At 61.6% G+C, this 19,898-nt stretch carries 13 protein-coding genes and 2 tRNA genes; 6 read left to right on the top strand and 9 right to left on the bottom strand.

What is annotated here, in order from left to right; genetic code table 11:
* Positions 1-384 precede the first annotated feature (384 nt).
* From ACPWR9_RS09065 to pgi, 3 genes are all read left to right on the top strand, one after another.
* Entirely contained in the window at positions 385-1,659 is a 1,275-nt protein-coding gene (locus ACPWR9_RS09065; protein WP_426297266.1) for a D-amino acid dehydrogenase, read from the top strand.
* Between the two features lie 179 nt (positions 1,660-1,838).
* The gene (locus tag ACPWR9_RS09060) at positions 1,839-3,479 is read left to right on the top strand and encodes an NAD(P)H-hydrate dehydratase (protein ID WP_426297267.1); all 1,641 of its coding nucleotides are present in this window, start codon (positions 1,839-1,841) and stop codon (positions 3,477-3,479) included.
* Positions 3,480-3,576: 97 nt separating this feature from the next.
* The gene (pgi, locus tag ACPWR9_RS09055; protein ID WP_426297268.1) at positions 3,577-5,235 is read left to right on the top strand and encodes a glucose-6-phosphate isomerase; all 1,659 of its coding nucleotides are present in this window, start codon (positions 3,577-3,579) and stop codon (positions 5,233-5,235) included.
* Positions 5,236-5,361: 126 nt separating this feature from the next.
* Here pgi and ACPWR9_RS09050 read toward each other — a convergent pair whose 3' ends face one another.
* Positions 5,362-6,054: an ABC transporter ATP-binding protein gene (locus ACPWR9_RS09050; protein WP_150677769.1), complete on the bottom strand. Its 693-nt coding sequence runs from the start codon at positions 6,052-6,054 to the stop codon at positions 5,362-5,364.
* Positions 6,055-6,106: 52 nt separating this feature from the next.
* Between ACPWR9_RS09050 and ACPWR9_RS09045 the strand changes: the two genes are divergently transcribed.
* The gene (locus ACPWR9_RS09045; RefSeq protein WP_426297269.1) at positions 6,107-6,751 is read left to right on the top strand and encodes an arylesterase; all 645 of its coding nucleotides are present in this window, start codon (positions 6,107-6,109) and stop codon (positions 6,749-6,751) included.
* A 123-nt stretch (positions 6,752-6,874) separates the two neighbouring features.
* Here ACPWR9_RS09045 and ACPWR9_RS09040 read toward each other — a convergent pair whose 3' ends face one another.
* The 8 genes from ACPWR9_RS09040 to tig all read right to left on the bottom strand — a co-directional run bounded on the left by ACPWR9_RS09040 (position 6,875) and on the right by tig (position 15,944).
* A complete protein-coding gene (locus ACPWR9_RS09040; protein WP_426297270.1) occupies positions 6,875-8,797 on the bottom strand; it encodes a SurA N-terminal domain-containing protein in 1,923 nt (640 codons plus the stop codon).
* An 84-nt stretch (positions 8,798-8,881) separates the two neighbouring features.
* Positions 8,882-8,958, bottom strand: a tRNA-Asp gene (locus ACPWR9_RS09035).
* Positions 8,959-8,972: 14 nt separating this feature from the next.
* A tRNA-Val gene (locus tag ACPWR9_RS09030) sits at positions 8,973-9,048 on the bottom strand.
* 56 nt (positions 9,049-9,104) lie between these two features.
* On the bottom strand, positions 9,105-9,377 hold the full coding sequence (locus tag ACPWR9_RS09025) for an HU family DNA-binding protein (protein WP_150679093.1): 273 nt from the start codon (positions 9,375-9,377) through the stop codon (positions 9,105-9,107).
* Positions 9,378-9,684: 307 nt separating this feature from the next.
* Complete coding sequence (gene lon / locus ACPWR9_RS09020; RefSeq protein WP_426297271.1) at positions 9,685-12,105, bottom strand: endopeptidase La; 2,421 nt, start codon at positions 12,103-12,105, stop codon at positions 9,685-9,687.
* A gap of 196 nt (positions 12,106-12,301) precedes the next feature.
* Positions 12,302-13,582 (bottom strand): ATP-dependent Clp protease ATP-binding subunit ClpX, encoded by a 1,281-nt coding sequence (gene clpX, locus ACPWR9_RS09015; protein ID WP_426297272.1) that lies wholly within the window; start codon positions 13,580-13,582, stop codon positions 12,302-12,304.
* 232 nt (positions 13,583-13,814) lie between these two features.
* Positions 13,815-14,468: an ATP-dependent Clp endopeptidase proteolytic subunit ClpP gene (gene clpP, locus ACPWR9_RS09010; protein WP_174987827.1), complete on the bottom strand. Its 654-nt coding sequence runs from the start codon at positions 14,466-14,468 to the stop codon at positions 13,815-13,817.
* 135 nt (positions 14,469-14,603) lie between these two features.
* Positions 14,604-15,944, bottom strand: coding sequence for a trigger factor (gene tig, locus ACPWR9_RS09005; protein ID WP_426297273.1), 1,341 nt, complete (start codon positions 15,942-15,944; stop codon positions 14,604-14,606).
* A 435-nt stretch (positions 15,945-16,379) separates the two neighbouring features.
* Between tig and ACPWR9_RS09000 the strand changes: the two genes are divergently transcribed.
* Both ACPWR9_RS09000 and ACPWR9_RS08995 read left to right on the top strand, forming a co-directional pair.
* Positions 16,380-17,219 carry a TetR/AcrR family transcriptional regulator gene (locus tag ACPWR9_RS09000; RefSeq protein ID WP_426297274.1) on the top strand — a complete coding sequence of 280 codons (840 nt, stop codon included), beginning with the start codon at positions 16,380-16,382 and terminating at the stop codon, positions 17,217-17,219.
* 160 nt (positions 17,220-17,379) lie between these two features.
* Entirely contained in the window at positions 17,380-19,890 is a 2,511-nt protein-coding gene (locus ACPWR9_RS08995) for an acyl-CoA dehydrogenase (protein ID WP_426297995.1), read from the top strand.
* Positions 19,891-19,898 lie beyond the last annotated feature (8 nt).

Below are 19,898 nucleotides of genomic sequence, written 5' to 3'. Positions count from 1 at the left end.
TTCAAAACGCGGGGGAACGACAAAGCGCGATTATACCCTGCTTACCCGGGGTTATACCCGAGTGCGCGATGTCCGATTTTGCAAGCCGGAACGCCAATCAGCAGGCAATCCCAGCCACCGAGACACGATGGCAGATAGGCTCGGCCAACGCCCCGAAACCGCCCCGCGCTGGGTTCCGGCCTACTTTCTCCGCCCGCAAACCCTTGTCGCACGGGCCTTCTCAGCGCGAGGCGCCCTGCCGTGGCCGCTCTCTGGTAACCTATGCGCCCCGTGACGAGCTGTCGCTGCCCAAGGTTGCCGGCGTGCGCACAGTTCAGTCAGGCAACATAGAACGACACTAACAAGCGAACGTACGGGCGTTTGCCACACACCAGACGGTTGGGAATGAAGGTCATCGTTATCGGCGGCGGGGTTATCGGCACATGCACCGCCTACTATCTGGCCGCCGCGGGGCATACGGTTACGCTCATCGAGCGCAACAGCACAGTCGCGCAGGAAAGCAGCTTCGGCAACGCCGGCGTCATCGCGCCCGGCTACGTGACGCCGTGGGCCGCGCCCGGCATGCCGCGCAAACTGCTCGGCTATATGTTCAGCTCGGCCAGCCCGCTGATTTTCCGTCCCGGCCTGTCACGCGGTACGTGGCGCTGGGCGGCGCGCTGGCTGCGCGAGTGCAAGCTCGAGCGCTATCGCGCCAATCGCGAGCGCATGCAACGTCTTGCGTTCTATAGCCAACGCTGCCTACACGAACTGCGCGAACAGCACGTCTTCGAATACGAACACACGCAGGGCTATCTGCAACTGTTCCGCACCGAGCGCGACATCAAGATGAACGAACCGGCGCGCGCCATGCTCGCCGAGAACGAGGTGCCGCACCGTCTGCTAACGCCCGACGAGTGCCGCAAGCTCGAACCGTCGATTTCGACCGATGCGCCGCTCGCTGGCGGCCTACACCTGCCGCGCGACGAAACCGGCAACTGCCCCCTGTTCACCAAGCGTCTCGCGCAAATCGCGCGCGACATGGGCGTGACGCTCGCGACCGAGACCACCGTGCTTGCCGTGCGACCGAATCTGGGCCGCGCCGGGGTCACCGTCGAGACCGCCAGCACTGCCGATCCGCTGCAAGTCGCCATTTTGGAAGCCGACGCTGTCGTCATCGCTGCGGGCGTGGCCAGCACGGCGCTGCTCGGGCCGCTCGGCATCGATCTGCCGCTGTGGCCGATCAAGGGCTATTCGCTCACCGTCCCCGTGAAAAACGAGCTGTTCAGCCCGCGCATCGCGGTCATGGACGAGTCGTACAAAACCGCCATCACGCCGCAAGGCAACCGGCTGCGTATCGCTGGTACGGCTGAACTGGGTGACACGCAGTTGGTGCTGCGCGAGCGCGCCATCGCCACGCTCTACAAAGTGGCGACCGACTGGTTCCCCGGCGCCGGCAAGTACCGAGAGGCACGCGCCTGGGTCGGCGCCCGTCCGATGCTGCCCGATGGCCCGCCGTTGCTCGGCGCGACCCATTTGCCCGGCATCTACCTCAACCTCGGTCACGGCTCGACCGGCTGGGCGATGGCCTGCGGTTCAGGCCGCGTGCTGGCCGACGTCATCTCCGGCCAAACGCCCGATATCGACCTGAACGGGCTGACACTCGCCCGGTATTCCCACTGATTCCACCACGCGCCCACGGAAGACCGTGGCACTGACGGCTGCCGCCGTCAGTGAACGCCGACAGCACCTCGGGGAATGCGCTGGCAGGCACGCGGCAGCAATCGCGGCATAATCGTCGAATCACCGCGCCCGTTCGAAGCCTCGAGCGGTGCCCACGCTTTCCGTGAGTTTCGACTGTCATGACCGATCACCCGCGTGTCGATGCCGCTGCCGCCCCCGTGACGCCGAGTCCGCTCGCGCCGCCGGTGCGCACGACTGGGCCGTCTCGCATCATCGACGGGCCGCTTGCCGACACCCCGCTCCCCCTGTATCTGCCCACCGATTTGCGCGACGTCGAACGCGCGAGCGCCGCGCAATTGCCGCCGCATACGCTCATGGCGCGCGCGGGTGCCGCCGTTGCCGATTGGTTGTACGGGCATTTGCCCGCGCTCGCGACGGCCGGACGCCAGCCAGTGTTATTGCTCGCTGGCCCCGGCAACAATGGTGGCGACGCCTACGTCGCCGCGAGGGAGCTGCATCGTCGCGGCGTACTCGTCGACGTCTGGCAACTCTCGCCACCGAGCACCGACGACGCGCGATGGGCCCATGCGCAGGCTGTCGGCGTCGGCGTACCGATCCGCCCAGCCCCCGACACTTGGCCCGCGCCGTTCACCTACGCGTGGATTGTCGACGGCCTGTTCGGCATCGGTTTATCGCGCCCGCTGGACGGCGCTGCGGGTCGTCTCGTGGAGAACATCGGGTACGCGCACGCGCATGGCACGCCAGTGCTTGCCATCGATATTCCCAGTGGATTAGGGGCGGCGACCGGCGTTGTGCGCGGCCCCGTGATTCGTGCCGACGTCACGATCGCGATGCTAGGCGCGTGCCCCGGGCTATTGACCGGCGAAGGACGCGACATCGCGGGCCGCGTGCTCATTGCGACGTTAGGGGCGGATAGCGCGTTGTCGACGGCGGCGTCTGCCTCTGGTTTGTCGACCAACACGCCCGCCGCCTTCCTAGCTAGCCTGCCGCAGCGCCACCATGCGACGCACAAGGGCACCTACGGCTCGCTCGCCGTGCTGGGCGGCTACGACGGCATGATCGGCGCCCCGCTGCTGTCTGCGCGCACGGCGTTGATGCTCGGTGCCGGACGCGTCTACGTTGGGTTCGTCGCACACGACACCCCGGCGTGGGACCCGGTTCACCCGGAACTGATGCTTCGACTGGCAGAGGGCATCGACTTCGCCGCCATGCAAGCCGTCGCCATCGGCCCCGGGCTCGGCACATCGGCGGCGTCGGCCGCATGTCTGTCGCGCGTGCTGGCCTTCGAACATACGCCGCTCGTGCTCGACGCCGACGCGCTCAACTTACTTGCCGCCGAACCCTCGCTCGCCGAGCGCGTGCGCGCCCGTCCCGGCCCGACCGTGCTCACACCGCACCCGCTAGAGGCTGCGCGGCTTGCGGGTTGCGACGTGCCGCGCATTCAATCGGACCGGCTCGCGTCGGCTCGCGCGCTCGCCCGGCATTTCGGCGCAACCGTCGTATTGAAGGGTTCTGGCACCGTCATCGACGACGGCACCCGCGCTTGGATCAACACCACCGGGAATGCCGGGCTCGCGACGGCGGGCACCGGCGACGTGCTCACCGGGTCGATCGGTGCGTTGCTCGCTCAGGGCATGACGGCAACCAGCGCGGCGCTGGCGGGTGTCTGGTTGCACGGACGTGCCGCCGAACGGTGCGTAAGCGAAGACGTTGGCCCCGCAGGATTGACGGCGTCTGAACTTTTGCCAGCTATTCGTAACGAACTGGGACTGTGTCTCAAACGAGCGCCGTTGCCATGACAAATCGGCGCGCAAACCCGCGCAGGAGAGGGTTTGGGGCGTAATTTCGCGTCAGACTCCCGTTATACTTCGTCCTACCGAAAAGAACATATTGCACATGTCGTCGAAGCCGTCCTTTCGTTTGGATCAAACTCCCGCCTGGCGCGCCTTGCTCGAGCATCGCGACGAGATCGCCAGCCAGCACATGCGCGACTGGTTCGCTGGTGCCGGCGCGAACTCGCGCGTCGAACAATTCTCGCTGCGCGCTGCGGGTTTGTATCTCGACTACTCGAAGAATCGCGTCACCGAAAAAACGCGCACGCTGCTCACGCATCTTGCACGTGAATGCGACGTGCCCGGTAAGCGTGACGCCATGTGGGCAGGTGAGCACGTCAACGTCACCGAAGACCGCGCCGCGCTGCACATCGCGCTGCGCGCGCCGAAAGGCGTCACGTTTAGCGATACCACCGGCGACGTCAGCACTAGCGTGCATGCCACCCTCGCACGCATGCGCAAGTTCAGCGACGAAGTGCGCGACGGCCGCTGGCTCGGTGCCACCGGCAAGCGCATTCGCCATCTGATCAATATCGGCATCGGCGGCTCCGATCTCGGCCCGCGCATGGTGTGTGACGCACTCGCCGCCTACGGCCGCGCGAACCTGACGGCACACTTCATCGCGAACATCGATCCGACCGAACTCGCCCGCACACTGCCTGCACTCGATCCGGAGACGACGCTCGTTGTCGTTTGCTCCAAGACGTTTACGACGCTCGAGACGATGACCAACGCGCGCACGATTCGCGCGTGGTTCATCGAGCACGGCATTCCGGAAGCGGAACTCGGCAAGCACTTCGTCGCGGTGTCGACGAACGTGGAAGAAGCGACGCGCTTCGGTATCAGCCGAGACAACGTTTTTGAATTCGGCGAATGGGTCGGCGGACGGTATTCGCTGTGGTCGTCCGTCGGACTGATCATCATGCTGTACTTAGGCGCCCAGCACTTCGAAGAATTGCTTGCCGGCGCGCATGCGATGGACGAGCACTTCCGCACGGCCCCGCTCGAAGCCAATATGCCCGTGCTGCTCGCGCTGCTGGGCATCTGGTATCGCAACTTTTTCGACGCGCAAACGCTGTCGATCGCACCCTACACGGATGCGCTCCAGAAGCTGCCGCCGTATTTGCAGCAGCTCGATATGGAGAGCAACGGCAAGTCGGTGCAAGTCGATGGCACCCCGGTTCAGTGGCAAACGGCACCGATCATTTGGGGCGAGCCCGGCACCAACGGCCAGCACGCCTACTTCCAAATGCTGCATCAGGGCACCACGCTCGTACCGGTGGATTTCATCGCGGTACTGCTGCCGCAATACACACAGCCGACCTATCTCGATCACCATCGCAAACTGCTCGCCAACTGCTTTGCGCAGAGCGAAGCCCTGTTGCAAGGCGGATCGATGGCGACGGCGGAACAAGCAGGCGGCCCGCTTGGGGCACAACGCCGTTTTGAAGGGAATCGTCCGAGCAACACGCTCGTCATCGACAAGCTGTCGCCGGAGCGGCTGGGCGCACTGATCGCGCTCTACGAACACAAGGTGTTCGTGCAGGCCGCGATTTGGAACATCAATCCGTTCGATCAGTGGGGCGTGGAGTTGGGCAAGACGCTGTGCCGCGCGATCGAGCCTGAATTGGTCGACCCGGCAACGTTGACACCCGATGCGCATGATGCCTCGACAGCATCGCTGATTCGCCTCGCGGGTGAGGCGCTCAATCGGAAGCACTGACGGGCTGGCTAAGGGGCTGGCTAAGGGGCTGCTACGGGGCTGGCTAACGCGGCGCTGACTCACACATCGAGCGGCGCGTTGGCAGGGTCACGAGTGCCGGTGGATGCCGACACTCGAATTCGTGGATCAGGCCGCTTCGCCATCCACCAAACGGCCGCCCGCAAGTTGCACGGTGGCATCGCATCGCTCGGCAATCGCCAAATCGTGCGTCACGAGCACGAGCGTCGCGCCGCTCGCTTTGTTGAGCGAGAACATCAGGTCGATGACGCGCTCGCCCGTCGCCGTGTCCAGGCTGCCGGTCGGTTCATCGGCAAACAACACGACGGGCTGGGTGACGAACGCGCGGGCGAGTGCCACCCGCTGCTGCTCTCCGCCCGACAACTGCTTCGGATAGTGCGTCAGGCGCGAACCCAATCCCACCTGCTCCAGCAATTCGACGGCACGATTGCGCACTTCACGTGTCTCACCCAGCAGTTCGAGTGGCAGCATTACGTTCTCGAGCGCCGTCAGGTGTGGCATCAACTGGAATGACTGGAAGACGAACCCGACGGCACCGCGGCGGAGCGCGGCACGACCCTCTTCGTCGAGATCGCCAAGCGACTTGCCGAGTAGCGTGACGCGACCGTCGGTCGCCGTATCGAGCCCGGCCATGAGACCGAGCAGCGTCGATTTGCCCGACCCGGAGGCCCCGACAATCGCGACGCTCTGGCCTTTTGCGACGGAAAAATCGATATCCTGCAAAATGACGAGCTCACCGGTGGCGTCGCGCAACCGTTTGCCCAGACCCCGCACTTCAATTACGTTTTCGGAAAACGACATGGCAAGAAGACAGTTCTTGAAATTGGCCGCCTCAGCCCTTGTGGGCTGCTGCATGCTGACAGGGACCGCGGCACACGCTGCAAGTTCTGGTGCGCCGACAATTCTGGTCGTGGGCGACAGCCTGTCCGCCGAGTATGGCATCGCTCGCGGCGCCGGCTGGGTGAACCTCATGCAACAAAAAGTTACGCAAAGCGGGTTCGATTATAACGTCGTCAACGCCAGTATTAGCGGCGATACCACGAGCGGTGGCCGTGCACGTCTCGCACCGCTGCTCGATCGCTATCACCCTGCCGTCACGATCCTTGAATTGGGTGGCAACGATGCCTTACGTGGCATTTCCTTAGATCTCACACGCTCGAATCTGCGCGAGATGATCGAGGCCGCACGCAAGGCTGGCAGCCGGGTGGTCGTGGTCGGCATGCGCATTCCGCCGAACTACGGGACCGAATACGGTGAGCAGTTCTTCAACATGTTCGCTACGCTCGCCAAGCAAGAGAAAACCGGCTACGTGCCGTTTCTGCTGGGCGGTGTGATCGAGCATGCCGATTGGTTTCAGCAGGATCAGATCCACCCACTCGCCAAAGCCCATCCCACGATTTTGCAGAATGTCTGGCCGAGCGTCGTGCCACTACTCAAACCGTCTGGCAAATCACCGGCAAGAGCGGCCGACGGGAGAGCGGCGAAACCGGGGGTGTGATCGTCTACCACGGCAAGTCAGCCTGACCTGCGAATCCGATCAACATAAAAAAAGCGCGGCCATTGAGCCGCGCTTTTTTATGACGCCGATTTGCACCGACGCTCGGGTCTTAGATCATGAGGATCAGCTGCCCGACTTGGTCACGTCGCTGACCACCTTGACCTTCGAGCGAGCACGCAAATCACCCAGCCACGCATTCCATTCGGCCTGTGCGGCCAATTGGTTGAGCTGCTGCGCTTCTGCGGCCAAACGCTGTGCATCCTGCTCGGCCGGTTGCGTGACCTTGCTGATGCGGTACACGGCGTAACCCTGCCCCTCACCCAAGTCGACGCCGACGTAAGCCGGGAGCTTCGCCGTATCGGCACCAAAAATCGCCGTCAGCGCGGCCGGTGCCAGCTTGCCCGGGTTGTCACGCGAAATCGTCTGCGTGGCACCGAACGCGGCATCGCCGCCCTTCTTGAGCGCGTCGAGCTTGGCCTCGCCAGCCTTCTTCGCTTCCTGTGCGGCCAAATCGGCCACGACCTGCTGCTTGACCTGCGCTTCAACCTGCGTAAGCGGCGGCGTTGCAGCCGGGTGGTAGTTCACGATATGCGCGGAGACCAACACGCCCTGCCCCACATCGACGGCTTCGGTATTGCGCTTGTTCTTGAGCGACTCGTCACCGAACACGGCCTTCAACAGTTTGTCGTTGCCCAGCGGCGTTTGCGCTTGCGCCGGGTTCGGCGTGCGCGTGACTTGCGCCGTTTGCACCTTGAGGTTCAGCTTGTCAGCGACCGGTTGCAGGCTGTCCGGCTGTTCGTACACCGAGTTGGTGAACTGATCGGCCAGCTTGGCATACGCCTTTGCCGATTCTTGTTGACGATACTGGTCGGCCAACTGGGCCTTCACGTCGTCGAACGGCTTGGTGGTCGCCGGCTTGATACCGGTGAGCTTGATGATGTGATAGCCGAAGTCGCTCTTCACCACGTCGCTCACGTCGCCTTCGCTCTTCATTGCAAACGTAGCATCGGCGAACGGCTTGACCATAGCGTCACGCGTGAAGAAACCCAGATCGCCGCCGTTGGCCTTCGAGCCCGGATCTTCCGAGTTCTGGCTCGCCAGCTTGGCAAAATCGTTCGGGTTCTTTTTCAGTTGTGCCAGCAGTTCGTCGGCCTTGGCCTTCGCCTTCGCGTGATCGGCGGGCGAAGCGTCTGCCGGCGAAGCAATCAGGATGTGCGATGCACGACGCTCTTCCGGCGTCGTGTATTGCTTCAGATTGTCGTTGTACATCTTGCGCAGCACATCGTCGCTGGGGGCCGCGACGGCGGACGTCGGCATAGCCTTCGGATCGAGCACTACGTATTGAATTTCAGCCGACTCCGGCGTTTGGAACGAGGCCTTGTGCGCATCATAGTAGGCCTGCACTTGCTCCTGCGTCGGCGTGATCTTGCTGGCGAAGTCGGTCACGGGGAACGTCAGCACCGACACATCGCGCTGTTGCGCGCGCAGTTGCGCGAAGCGATCGAGCACGGCCTTGGGCAACATCGCGCTCGCCTGCACGCTCGCCGGCAGTTGGTTGGACGCGAGCTCATAGCGAATTTGCGCTTCGAGACGCTGCGGCGTGAGGTTCTGTGCGGCAAGCAGTTGCTCGTAAGCGGCCTGATCGATCGACCCATCGGCGCGGCGCAGTTGCGCAATCGCGGGAATCGCGAGCAGTGCATCGCGCACTTGCGCGTCGGGCACCGACAGATTCTTCTTGAGGGTTTCTTGCGTGAGCAGCTTTTGCTGGATCAGGTTGTCCAACACTGCGCTACGCATTTCGGGCGTGTTGATCTGACTGGCATCGACGGCGCCGCCGAACATCTGCTGCATGCGCTCGGTCTGGGCACGCAACACACTGTCGTACTCCTGGCGCGTCACGGTTTGATCGCCGACCTTGGCAATCGTGCTCGCATCCGAGGCATATTCCTGCCAGCCGTGAACGCCAAACACCACAAACGACGGCACGATCAACACCGTCAGGAAAATGAGAACCAATCGTTGGTGGCGCCGAATGAAGTCGAACATACGAAATCGGAAGAGTCGTCAGGATGCGTCTTTTGGACGTCCATATGGCAAAAAAGGCGAACCGAAGTTCGCCTTTTCACAATTTGGCGGAGCGGACGGGGCTCGAACCCGCGACCCCCGGCGTGACAGGCCGGTATTCTAACCAACTGAACTACCGCTCCCCAAGATCTGGAACTGGTGGGTGCTGAGGGGCTCGAACCCCCGACCTACGCCTTGTAAGGGCGCCGCTCTACCAACTGAGCTAAGCACCCGTTCCCGATTCTAGTTTTGTTCTTACTACTGCTTCCCGCCGAAGCAGGAAAGTCGGTCAGTTTACCGTATCTTTTAGATCTTTGCCAGGGCGAAATTTCGGAACCTTCGCTGCCTTGATCTTGATCGCTGCGCCAGTGCGCGGATTGCGACCGGTGCGCGCGGCGCGCTTGGTCACATGGAACGTGCCAAAGCCCACCAACGTCACATCGTCACCCTTCTTCAACGCTTTCTTTACCGCACCCACCAATGCATCAAGTGCTCGACCGGCAGCCGCTTTCGAAATGTCTGCCTCACCCGCGATATGATCGATCAGTTCCGTCTTATTCACTGTAACCCCCTTGCAAGGATAGTAGGCGATTGAGCCGCGGAGGCGCTCTTCACGCGCCTTGACATTGATCTGCGAAGGTCCGCTGGCTTTGCCATTAGACAAGCCGCAAACCCTGATGTCAAGCCGTTTTGCGCTGTATTGGCGGCTTCGGAAGCACTCCTGACTCTTCGCTTCCGGACGCTATTTTCGAGCACTATGCGTGAATAAAAAAAGCCCGGGGAAAACCCCGAGCTTTTACGTCACTTTCGATTCGGCGAACGAGGTAGCGATGGTGATCGCTCTCGCCGTTCGCCGTCAATCGCTGACGTCAGTGCTTGATGACATCCTGCTTGCCGCTCGCGTCTGCATTCGGCGTGACCGGTGCAGCCTTGGGCTCTTCATCGGGCAACGGTGTCGGCGCATGTTCCAGCGCCAACTCCAGCACCTTGTCGATCCAGCGCACCGGCATGATTTCCAGCGCGTTCTTGACCGTATCGGGAATCTCGGCGAGATCCTTCACGTTCTCTTCCGGAATCAACACAAGCTTGATGCCGCCACGATGCGCAGCCAGGAGCTTCTCCTTGAGACCGCCGATCGGCAGCACTTCGCCGCGCAGCGTGATCTCACCGGTCATCGCCACATCCGCACGCACCGGAATACCGGTGAGCACCGACACGAGCGCCGTCGTCATCGCGATACCAGCAGACGGACCGTCCTTCGGCGTCGCGCCTTCGGGCACGTGAATGTGGATGTCCTTCTTCTCGAACTGCTCATCGGTCACGCCAAGACGACGTGCACGCGAGCGCACCACCGAACGAGCGGCTTCGACCGACTCCTTCATCACGTCGCCCAGCGAACCGGTGCGGATGATGTTGCCCTTACCCGGCATCAGCGCAGCTTCGATGGTCAGCAGATCGCCGCCCACTTCCGTCCACGCAAGACCCGTGACCTGGCCGATCTGGTTTTCCTTCATCGCCAGACCGAAGTCGAACTTACGCACTCCGAGGAAGTTGTCGAGGTTACCGGCGTCGACCTTGATCGAGGTGCCGTCAACCTTCTTGAGCAACAACATCTTCACGACCTTGCGGCAGATCTTCGAAATTTCACGCTCGAGCGAACGCACACCGGCTTCACGCGTGTAGTAACGAATGATGTCGCGAATCGCGGCTTCGGTCAGATCGATTTCGCCTTCCTTCAACCCGTTGTTCTTCTTCTGCTTCGGCAGGAGATAACGCTGGGCGATGTTGACCTTTTCGTCTTCCGTGTAACCCGACAGGCGAATCACTTCCATACGGTCGAGCAGCGGTGCCGGGATGTTCAGCGAGTTCGACGTCGCGACAAACATCACATCCGACAGATCGAAGTCGACTTCGACGTAGTGATCCGAGAACGTGTGATTCTGTTCCGGATCGAGCACTTCGAGCAGCGCCGAACTCGGGTCGCCACGGAAGTCCATCCCCATCTTGTCCACTTCGTCGAGCAAGAACAGCGGATTGCGCACAGCCACCTTCGACAGGCTCTGCAAAATCTTGCCCGGCATCGATCCGATGTACGTGCGGCGGTGACCACGAATCTCGGCCTCGTCGCGCACGCCGCCCAATGCCATGCGCACGAACTTGCGGTTCGTTGCACGAGCGATCGACTGACCAAGCGACGTCTTACCGACACCGGGGGGCCCCACGAGGCAAAGAATCGGCGCCTTCACTTTGTCCACGCGCTGTTGCACAGCAAGATACTCAAGGATGCGTTCCTTGACCTTCTCAAGACCGAAGTGGTCTTCGTCGAGCACCTTCTCGGCGTTCGTCAGGTCGTTGTTCACCTTGCTCTTCTTGCGCCACGGCAGACCGACCAGCGTGTCGATGTAGTTACGCACGACAGTGGCTTCGGCCGACATCGGCGACATCAGCTTGAGCTTCTTGAGCTCGGCGTCGGCCTTCTTCTTGGCTTCCTTAGGCAGATGAGCGCCCTTGATGCGCTTCTCGAGTTCTTCGAGATCGGCACCTTCTTCGCCTTCGCCCAGTTCCTTCTGAATGGCCTTGACCTGTTCGTTCAGGTAGTACTCGCGCTGGCTCTTCTCCATCTGACGCTTCACACGACCACGGATACGCTTCTCCACCTGGAGAATATCGATCTCGCTTTCGAGTTGTGCCAGCAGATGTTCGAGGCGTTCGATCACCGGGAACATCTCGAGAATCTTCTGCTTCTGCTCGAGCTTGAGCGGCAGGTGCGCAGCAATGGTGTCAGCCAGACGACCCGCTTCGTCGATCCCCGACAGCGAGGTCAGGATCTCCGGCGGAATCTTCTTGTTGAGCTTCACGTACTGATCGAACTGCGCCACGATGGCGCGACGCAGTGCCTCGGATTCCGGCGAGTTGCCGTCATCCGGTTCGAGCGGCATGACTTCCGACGTGAATTGCGTCTCTTCTTCGTCCACGCTGATCGTGCGTGCACGCTGAATGCCTTCGACCAACACCTTGACGGTGCCATCGGGCAGTTTGAGCATTTGAAGGATGTTGGCCACGCAGCCGATCTCATAGAGATCCTTCGACGTGGGCTCATCCTTAGCTGCCGCTTTTTGCGCGACCAGCATGATGTGCTTGCCGCCTTCCATGGCGGTTTCAAGCGCTTTAATCGACTTTGGACGCCCCACGAAAAGGGGAATCACCATGTGCGGAAACACGACCACGTCGCGCAAAGGCAACAGGGGCAGTTGAATCGCTTCGGGCGGGAGGATTTGGGTGCCTGACATCTCGTTCCCCATAATTAACGATACCGTTGTGTTCCAGCTAATTGAGGCCGCCGGCAGGAATTACAAGGGGGGGTGAAAACGCCCTTCTGCCGGTAAGGTGCACCACTCGGGGTTTCATTGCCCGTGGCACTAGTATGAAGGAAAAAAAGCCGTCCATGTTTCCATGAACGGCTTTGGGTATCACTGAGTTGACCGTTCAGTTAGAGCCGGCAACCTTGGGCGACTCCTGGTAGATCAAGAGCGGCTTACCGTCGCCACTGATCGCGTTATCGTCCAGAATGACCTTGGTCACACCCTTGAGTGACGGCAATTCGTACATCACTTCAAGCAGTGCCTGCTCGATGATCGAGCGCAGACCACGCGCGCCAGTCTTGCGCTTGATAGCCTTGCGTGCCACGGCGTGCAAGGCGGCCGGGCGAATTTCCAGCTCGACGCCTTCCATCGCGAACAGTCGTTGGTATTGCTTGACCAGTGCGTTCTTCGGCTCGATCAGGATCGTCACCAGCGCTTCTTCGTCAAGCTTACCCAACGTGGCAACCACCGGCAGACGGCCGATCAGTTCCGGAATCAGACCGAATTTGATCAAGTCTTCCGGCTCGACGTCGCGCAGCAATTCGCCGGCGTCGCGCTCTTCGCCCGTTTTAACAGTCGCACCAAAGCCGATGCCCGTTTTCTCGGTGCGATTCATGATGATCTTCTCGAGACCGTCAAAAGCGCCGCCGCAGATGAACAGAATGTTCGTGGTGTCGACCTGGATGAAGTCCTGGTTCGGATGCTTACGCCCGCCTTGCGGCGGCACCGACGCCATCGTGCCTTCGACCAGCTTCAGCAACGCTTGCTGAACGCCTTCGCCGGACACGTCGCGCGTAATCGACGGATTGTCCGACTTGCGGCTGATCTTGTCGATTTCGTCAATGTAAACAATGCCCTTCTGCGCCTGCTCAATCTCGTAGTTGCAGTTTTGCAGGAGCTTTTGAATGATGTTTTCGACGTCTTCACCCACATAACCGGCTTCGGTCAGCGTGGTCGCGTCGGCAATCACGAAAGGCACGTTGAGCAAACGGGCAAGCGTTTGCGCGAGCAGCGTCTTACCCGAGCCGGTCGGCCCGATCAGCAAGATGTTGCTCTTGGAGAGTTCGACCTCGTCACGCTTGTCGCCAAGGTGCTTGAGTCGCTTGTAATGGTTGTAGACCGCCACCGCCAGAATCTTCTTGGCGCGGTCCTGACCGATCACGTATTGATCGAGGCTCTCGCGAATTTCCTGCGGCGACGGCAGGTCGGACTTGCCGCCACTACCGCTTTCGTCTTCGGCCGCAGCGGCCTCGTCGCGAATGATCTCGTTGCACAGATCGATACACTCGTCGCAGATGAACACCGACGGGCCCGCGATGAGCTTCTTGACCTCATGCTGACTCTTTCCGCAGAAGGAGCAGTAGAGCAGCTTTTCGCCGTTGGAAGTGCTTTTTTTATCCACCATATCTGTGTCAGCCTGCTAGCAATTTGCGCCCCGGTCGTCCCCCGATGGGGGCGGCAAACGCGGCATAGTGAATTCCATTGTAACGCCATGCCGCGCGGGCGTGTGGCCCACCCGCGACAGCGATATTTTCCCTTTTACGACAAAGACTTGGCGCGAACATCCGGACTTTCGCTTCGAAAAACCCGATGCCGCGCCAATGTTTTGCCGTCAGCGTCTCTGACCGGCAACCGGCTTAGGGACGCTTTTCGAGCACGCGATCGATCAACCCATACTCGACGGCATCTGCCGCCGATTTGAAGTTGTCGCGATCGGTATCGCGCGCGATCACTTCCAGCGACTGGCCGGTGTTCTCGGCGAGCAGCTTGTTCAAACGTTCCTTGAGCAGCAGGATTTCGCGGGCGTGGATTTCGATGTCCGACGCCTGACCACGCGCGCCGCCCAGCGGCTGGTGAATCATGATGCGAGCGTTCGGCAGCGCAAAGCGCTTGCCCTTCTCGCCCGCTGCCAGCAGGAACGCGCCCATGCTCGCGGCCATGCCCATGCACAGCGTCGAGACAGCGGGTTTGACGAACTGCATCGTGTCGTAAATCGCCAGGCCGGCAGATACCGAACCACCCGGCGAGTTGATGTACATCGAGATTTCCTTGTCCGGATTTTCACTCTCGAGGAACAGCAACTGGGCGACGATCAGGTTGGCGCTCTGGTCATTGACCTCGCCTACCAGGAAAACAATGCGCTCCTTGAGGAGTCGCGAGTAGATATCGTATGCGCGTTCGCCACGACCACTTTGCTCGACGACCATCGGCACCAGGCCGAGGGCCTGCGATTCGAGAGCGGAGTTGTGTGTCGGGGAAGCGAGTTGGGCGAGCAATTCGGAACGGGTAATCATAACGGTTCGACCCTTCTATCGAGATGGTTTTGCGCGCCGCAGGGAGGAGGCCCGAGGAGGCCCGAAAAGGCCGGTTGGAAGCACCGCTGCGGCCTTTCGGCCGCAGCGGGTCAGACGATGTAACGCTGTCGATTAGTTCTGCGTGTTGCCAGCCAGCTCTTCGAAGCTAACTTGCTTGTCCGTGACCTTGGCCTTGCCCAGGACGAACTCGACGACATTGTTCTCGACGACGAAACCTTCCATCTCCGCCATGCGCTGCTGATCGCCATAGTACCAGCGGACGACTTCTTGCGGGTCTTCGTAGCTCTTCGCGAACTCTTCGACTTCGGCCTTGATTTGATCCGGCTTCGCTTGCAGTTCGTTTTGCTTGACCAGCTCAGCCAGAATCAGGCCCAGCTTGACGCGACGCTCGGCTTGTTCCTTGAACATTTCAGCCGGGATCGGCACGTTGCCGGCGTTCGGCACGCCACGTTGCGCCAGATCCTGACGGGCCATCGCCACCAGACGCTCTTGGTCTTGTTCGACCAGTGCGTTCGGCACGTCGAGTTCCGACACCGAGATCAGTGCATTCATCACTTGATCTTTGAGGAGAGCTTGCGTGCGACGCTTCACTTCGCGCGACAGGTTTTCCTTGATGTCGGCGCGCATCTTTTCGATGCTGCCGTCGGCGATGCCGAGCGACTTGGCGAATTCGGTGTCGACTTCCGGCAGGTGCGCCCACTCAACCTTCTTGAGCGTGACGGTGAACGTTGCCGTCTTACCGGCGACTTCCTTACCGTGGTACTCGTCCGGGAACTTGAGTTCGAATTCCTTCGACTCGCCGACCTTCAGACCCAGCGTAGCCTTCTCGAACTCGGGCAGCATGCGGCCTTCGCCCAGCACGAACACGAAGTCTTCTGCCGAACCGCCAGCGAACACTTCGCCGTCGATCTTGCCAACGAAGTCGACCGTCACGCGATCGCCGTCCTTGGCTTCCACCGTGCCGCCGTCGCCGTGTGCACCGGCTTCGCCGCGCACGTGGTAGTGCACGCGTTGCTTGCGCAGAATGTCGATCGTGCGATCGATTTCGGCTTCCGAGACGTCCGTCGTGGTGCGGTTGACTTCGGCCGTGGCCAGGTCACCGATCTTCACTTCCGGGTAGATTTCGAACGTGGCGTCGAATGCGTATTCGGTGTCGGCACCGTCAGCCTTCGGCGCGAAGCGCGGCTGGCCAGCCACGCGCAGGTCTTGCGCCTTGCTGACTTCGAAGAATTGCTGACCGACCTTGTCGCTCACGACTTCGGCTTCGACCTGACCACCGTATTGCTGGGTGACCATCTTCAGGGGCACCTTACCCGGGCGGAAACCCGGCATACGCACCGTCTTCGACAGCTTTTGAATACGCGCTGCGACTTCTTTCTCGACTTCCTGCTTGGGCAGGGCGATGGTAAAGCGACGCTCGAGCTTGCCGAGGTTTTCAACAACGATAGTCATGAGGAAATTCTTCCATCCAGAGGGTCGTTCTGTGTTGCGGCGAGGGAATTGCCGCAAGCGGACCCAGTCAGTTAATCAACCTTGGGCCGGAACCGGCGATATTGCCGGCTTCCCTCCGCCCCCGACGAATCGGGGTAGCGCCAAACGGTCTTGCACATAAAGCGGGACATTTTAGCAAACTATTGCCGCGCCTCCAGACTTTCGGCCCGAATTCGGAGAAATCGAGCCAAATGGCCCGTGCCACTTCCCACTGCCGGACTCAGCCTGCCGCAACGCGCCTATCCACGGCCAAGGACTGAACATTAGAGGGCCGCACCCAGAAAAAGATCTTGGGGGGAATGGCATACGCCACCTACGATTCAATCGAACGTTTGAATGAAACGAAAGTTCACCGAGGCGGCACGATAGCGGGCCGCCTCTCAATGGAGGTTCGTCGTGAGCCCTCGTCTCTCGGCCGGCCGACAAGCCGGCGACACCAAACTGCGCATCCTCGATGCCGCAGAAGATCTTTTCATCGAATATGGCTACGAGGCCATGTCCTTACGTCAGATCACCTCACGCGCCGAGGTCAATCTGGCGGCCGTGAACTACCACTTCGGCAGTAAGGAAACGCTGCTGCAAGCCATGCTGTCGCGTCGGCTCGATCGGCTCAACGACGAGCGCCTTGCTTTGCTCACGCGTGCCGAAGCCGCCTGGCCCGCCCCGAACCTCACCTGCGAGCATGTGCTGGGCGCGATGTTCATCCCCGCGCTGGCGATCTCGCACCACCGCGATATCGGTGGCCCAGCGTTCCTGCGCCCGCTCGGGCGCGTGTATGCCGATCCGTCGCCATTCATCCGCGACTATCTGCAACAGCACTACGCGCCTGTCTTCGAACGCTTCTTCGAAGCCTTTGCGCGTGCGCTGCCCGAACTGCCGCGCCAGGAATTGGGCTGGCGACTGCATTTCGCCTTGCAGGCCCTCTCTGGCGTCCTTGCCAGTAGCGATACTTCGCGCCTGATCGACACCTTTGCCCAAGGTCAGCCGATGGGCGACCTGCAAGTCGTGGCTCGCCTGACTGCGCTAATGGTTGCCGCGCTCAAAGCCCCGATGCCGGGTGAAGAACAACTGGCGAGCTTCGCAGCCGTCTTCGCGCTGACGAAGGACGCGAACGTCACGCCGCCACGTGAGGCGGGCCACATTGAGCCGAGCGCCGAGGCATCCGACTCGACACATGAGAATCGCGCCACCCCAGGCGCCCCGAGCGACAGCGATAAATCGTTCGCAAACGTCTGACAGCGCTCAAACCGGGGCTCACGCCCGGCTTCACACAATAAGTCGTCGCCGACGCCCCCGCGTCGCCAGACGGCATCACGATGAAAGCCCACGCGCGAAAGCGCCCGCGCAAGCGGGGTCATTTCCGCAGGAAGGCTGAACCGAAAGGGAGGAAGACATGATGGTCCTATGGATTCTCGCGTTTATCGTCGGAGTGAGCGCCCTGCTCCTCTACCGTGCGCACGCGTGGCAATGGCTGATCGCCACAGTACTTTGGGTCGGCGCGGGTGCCGCCGGCGACCTGATCGGCCCGACAGGCACGGTCATTCTGGCCGTCCTGTTCATCGTGCCGTCGCTGGTGCTGAGCATCGGGCCACTGCGCCGTGCGTGGATCACCGCCCCCATGTTGGCCAAGTTCCGCACGATCATGCCGGAAATGTCGGACACCGAAAAAGATGCCATCGAAGCCGGTAGCGTCTGGTGGGATGCCGACTTGTTCTCCGGCCGCCCCGACTGGCAGAAATTCGCCGCTTTCCCTGCCCCCAAGCTTTCCCCGGAAGAACAAGCGTTCATGGACAACCAGGTCGAGCACTTGTGCGACTTGTCCAACGACTGGGAGAGCACGCAAGTCTGGCAAGACCTGCCGCCCAAGGCATGGCAATACGCCAAAGACGCGGGCTTTCTCGGCATGATCATTCCGAAGCGTTACGGCGGCCTCGAATTCTCCGCCTACGCGCATTCCCAGGTTGTGATGAAGCTCGCGTCGCGCTGCTCGGCGGCAGCGGTCTCGGTCATGGTACCGAACTCGCTCGGCCCGGCCGAGTTGCTGCTCCACTACGGCACGGAAGACCAAAAGAACTACTATCTGCCGCGCCTGGCGAAGGGTGAGGAAATCCCCTGCTTCGCGCTGACCAGCCCATACGCTGGATCAGATGCGGCCGCGATCCCCGACGTCGGCATCGTCTGCCGTGGCACCTTCGAAGGCCGCGAAACGCTCGGCTTTCGCGTGACGTGGAACAAGCGCTACATCACGCTCGGCCCGATCGCCACGGTACTCGGCCTCGCCTTCCGCGCGCTCGACCCCGACCACCTGCTCGGCAGCGACGCCGAACCGGGCATCACCTGCGCATTGATTCCGACGAATCACCCCGGCGTGATCATCGGCCGCCGCCATTGGCCGCTTAACGCCGTCTTCCAGAACGGCCCGAACTCGGGCAAGGACGTTTTCATTCCGCTCGACTGGGTCATCGGCGGTCAGGCGCAAGTCGGTAAGGGCTGGCGCATGCTCATGGAGTGTCTGGCCGCGGGGCGCGCCATCTCGCTGCCGTCATCGAACGTCGGCTATTCGAAGATTGCCGTGCGCGCCACCGGCGCTTACGCGGCGGTACGCCGTCAGTTCCGCACGCCCATCGGCAAGTTCGAAGGCGTGCAAGAAGCCCTCGCCCGTATGGCCGGTAATTTGTACGCGATGGATGCCGCACGCCGCATGGCTGCGCTTGCCGTCGATCTTGGCGAAAAGCCTTCGGTCATCTCGGCCATTGCCAAGTACCACGTCACCGAGCGTGCGCGCAAAGTCGTGAACGACGGCATGGATGTCGTCGCGGGCAAAGGCATTTGCATGGGCCCGAACAACTTCCTGGCACGCGCTTATCAACAGATTCCCGTGTCGATCACCGTCGAAGGCGCGAACATCATGACGCGCTGCCTGATGATCTTCGGACAAGGCGCCATCCGCTGCCACCCGTACGTATTGAAGGAACTGGCGGCCGCCCAGACGGAGAATCACGACGCGGCAGTGCAAGCGTTCGACGATGCCCTCTTCGGTCACCTCACCTTCGTGACCAGCAACATCGTGCGCGGCGCGCTGCAAGGCATCACGTTTGCGCGCTTCTCGTCGGTGCCCTCAGCCGCCGCACCAGAATTGCACGCCTACTATCGCGGCGCGAACCAAATGTCCACGCTGCTGGCGATCGCGTCGGATGTCTCGATGGCCGTACTCGGCGGCTCGCTCAAGCGCCGCGAGAGCATCACGGGGCGTCTGGGCGACATCCTCTCGCAACTCTTCCTGCTCACCGCAACGCTTAAACGCTTCGAAGACGAGGGCCGCCCGGAGGCCGATTTGCCGCTCGTTCACTGGGCGGCGCAAGACGCCCTGTGGCAAGCACGCGAAGCGTTCGAAGGCGTACTGGCGAACTACCCGTCGCGACCCGTCGCGTGGTGGATGCGCTGGAAGCTCACGCCACTCGGTTTGCCGTATGGCAAGCCGTCCGATGCACTCGCCGCGAAGGTCGCCGAACTGATGCAGACGCCGGGCGATGCGCGCGAACGTCTCATCGCGGGTAGCTACTCGCCGCGCCCCGAGATCGACGACCTGGCGTACGGCGAGATCGTCTTCAAGATGACCCCCGAGGTCACCGTCATCGAACAACGATTGCGCACGGCGGTGAAAGAGGGACGCCTGCCGACCATGCCGCAAAGCCTGCCGGAATTCTCGGCGTGGGTGGAAAGTGCAGCGCAGCTTCAACTCATCACCGCGCAGGAGCAACGCACGCTCGCGCAGTACGCCGACTATGCTGCGCGCGCGGTCGCGGTCGACGACTTCCCGGCGGACTTTGGCCGTGCCGTCGACATGCGCCATGCGAGCCAGACCGATGATGCCGACGAAGCGGCAACGCCCGAGGTAACGACATAAGCGACGGT

Origin of the sequence: Pandoraea pneumonica (assembly GCF_049918595.1) — a bacterium.
Taxonomy (GTDB): domain Bacteria; phylum Pseudomonadota; class Gammaproteobacteria; order Burkholderiales; family Burkholderiaceae; genus Pandoraea; species Pandoraea pneumonica_A.
Note: the sequence above shows the minus strand (reverse complement) of the source record. Positions and strands in the feature narration are given on the sequence as shown.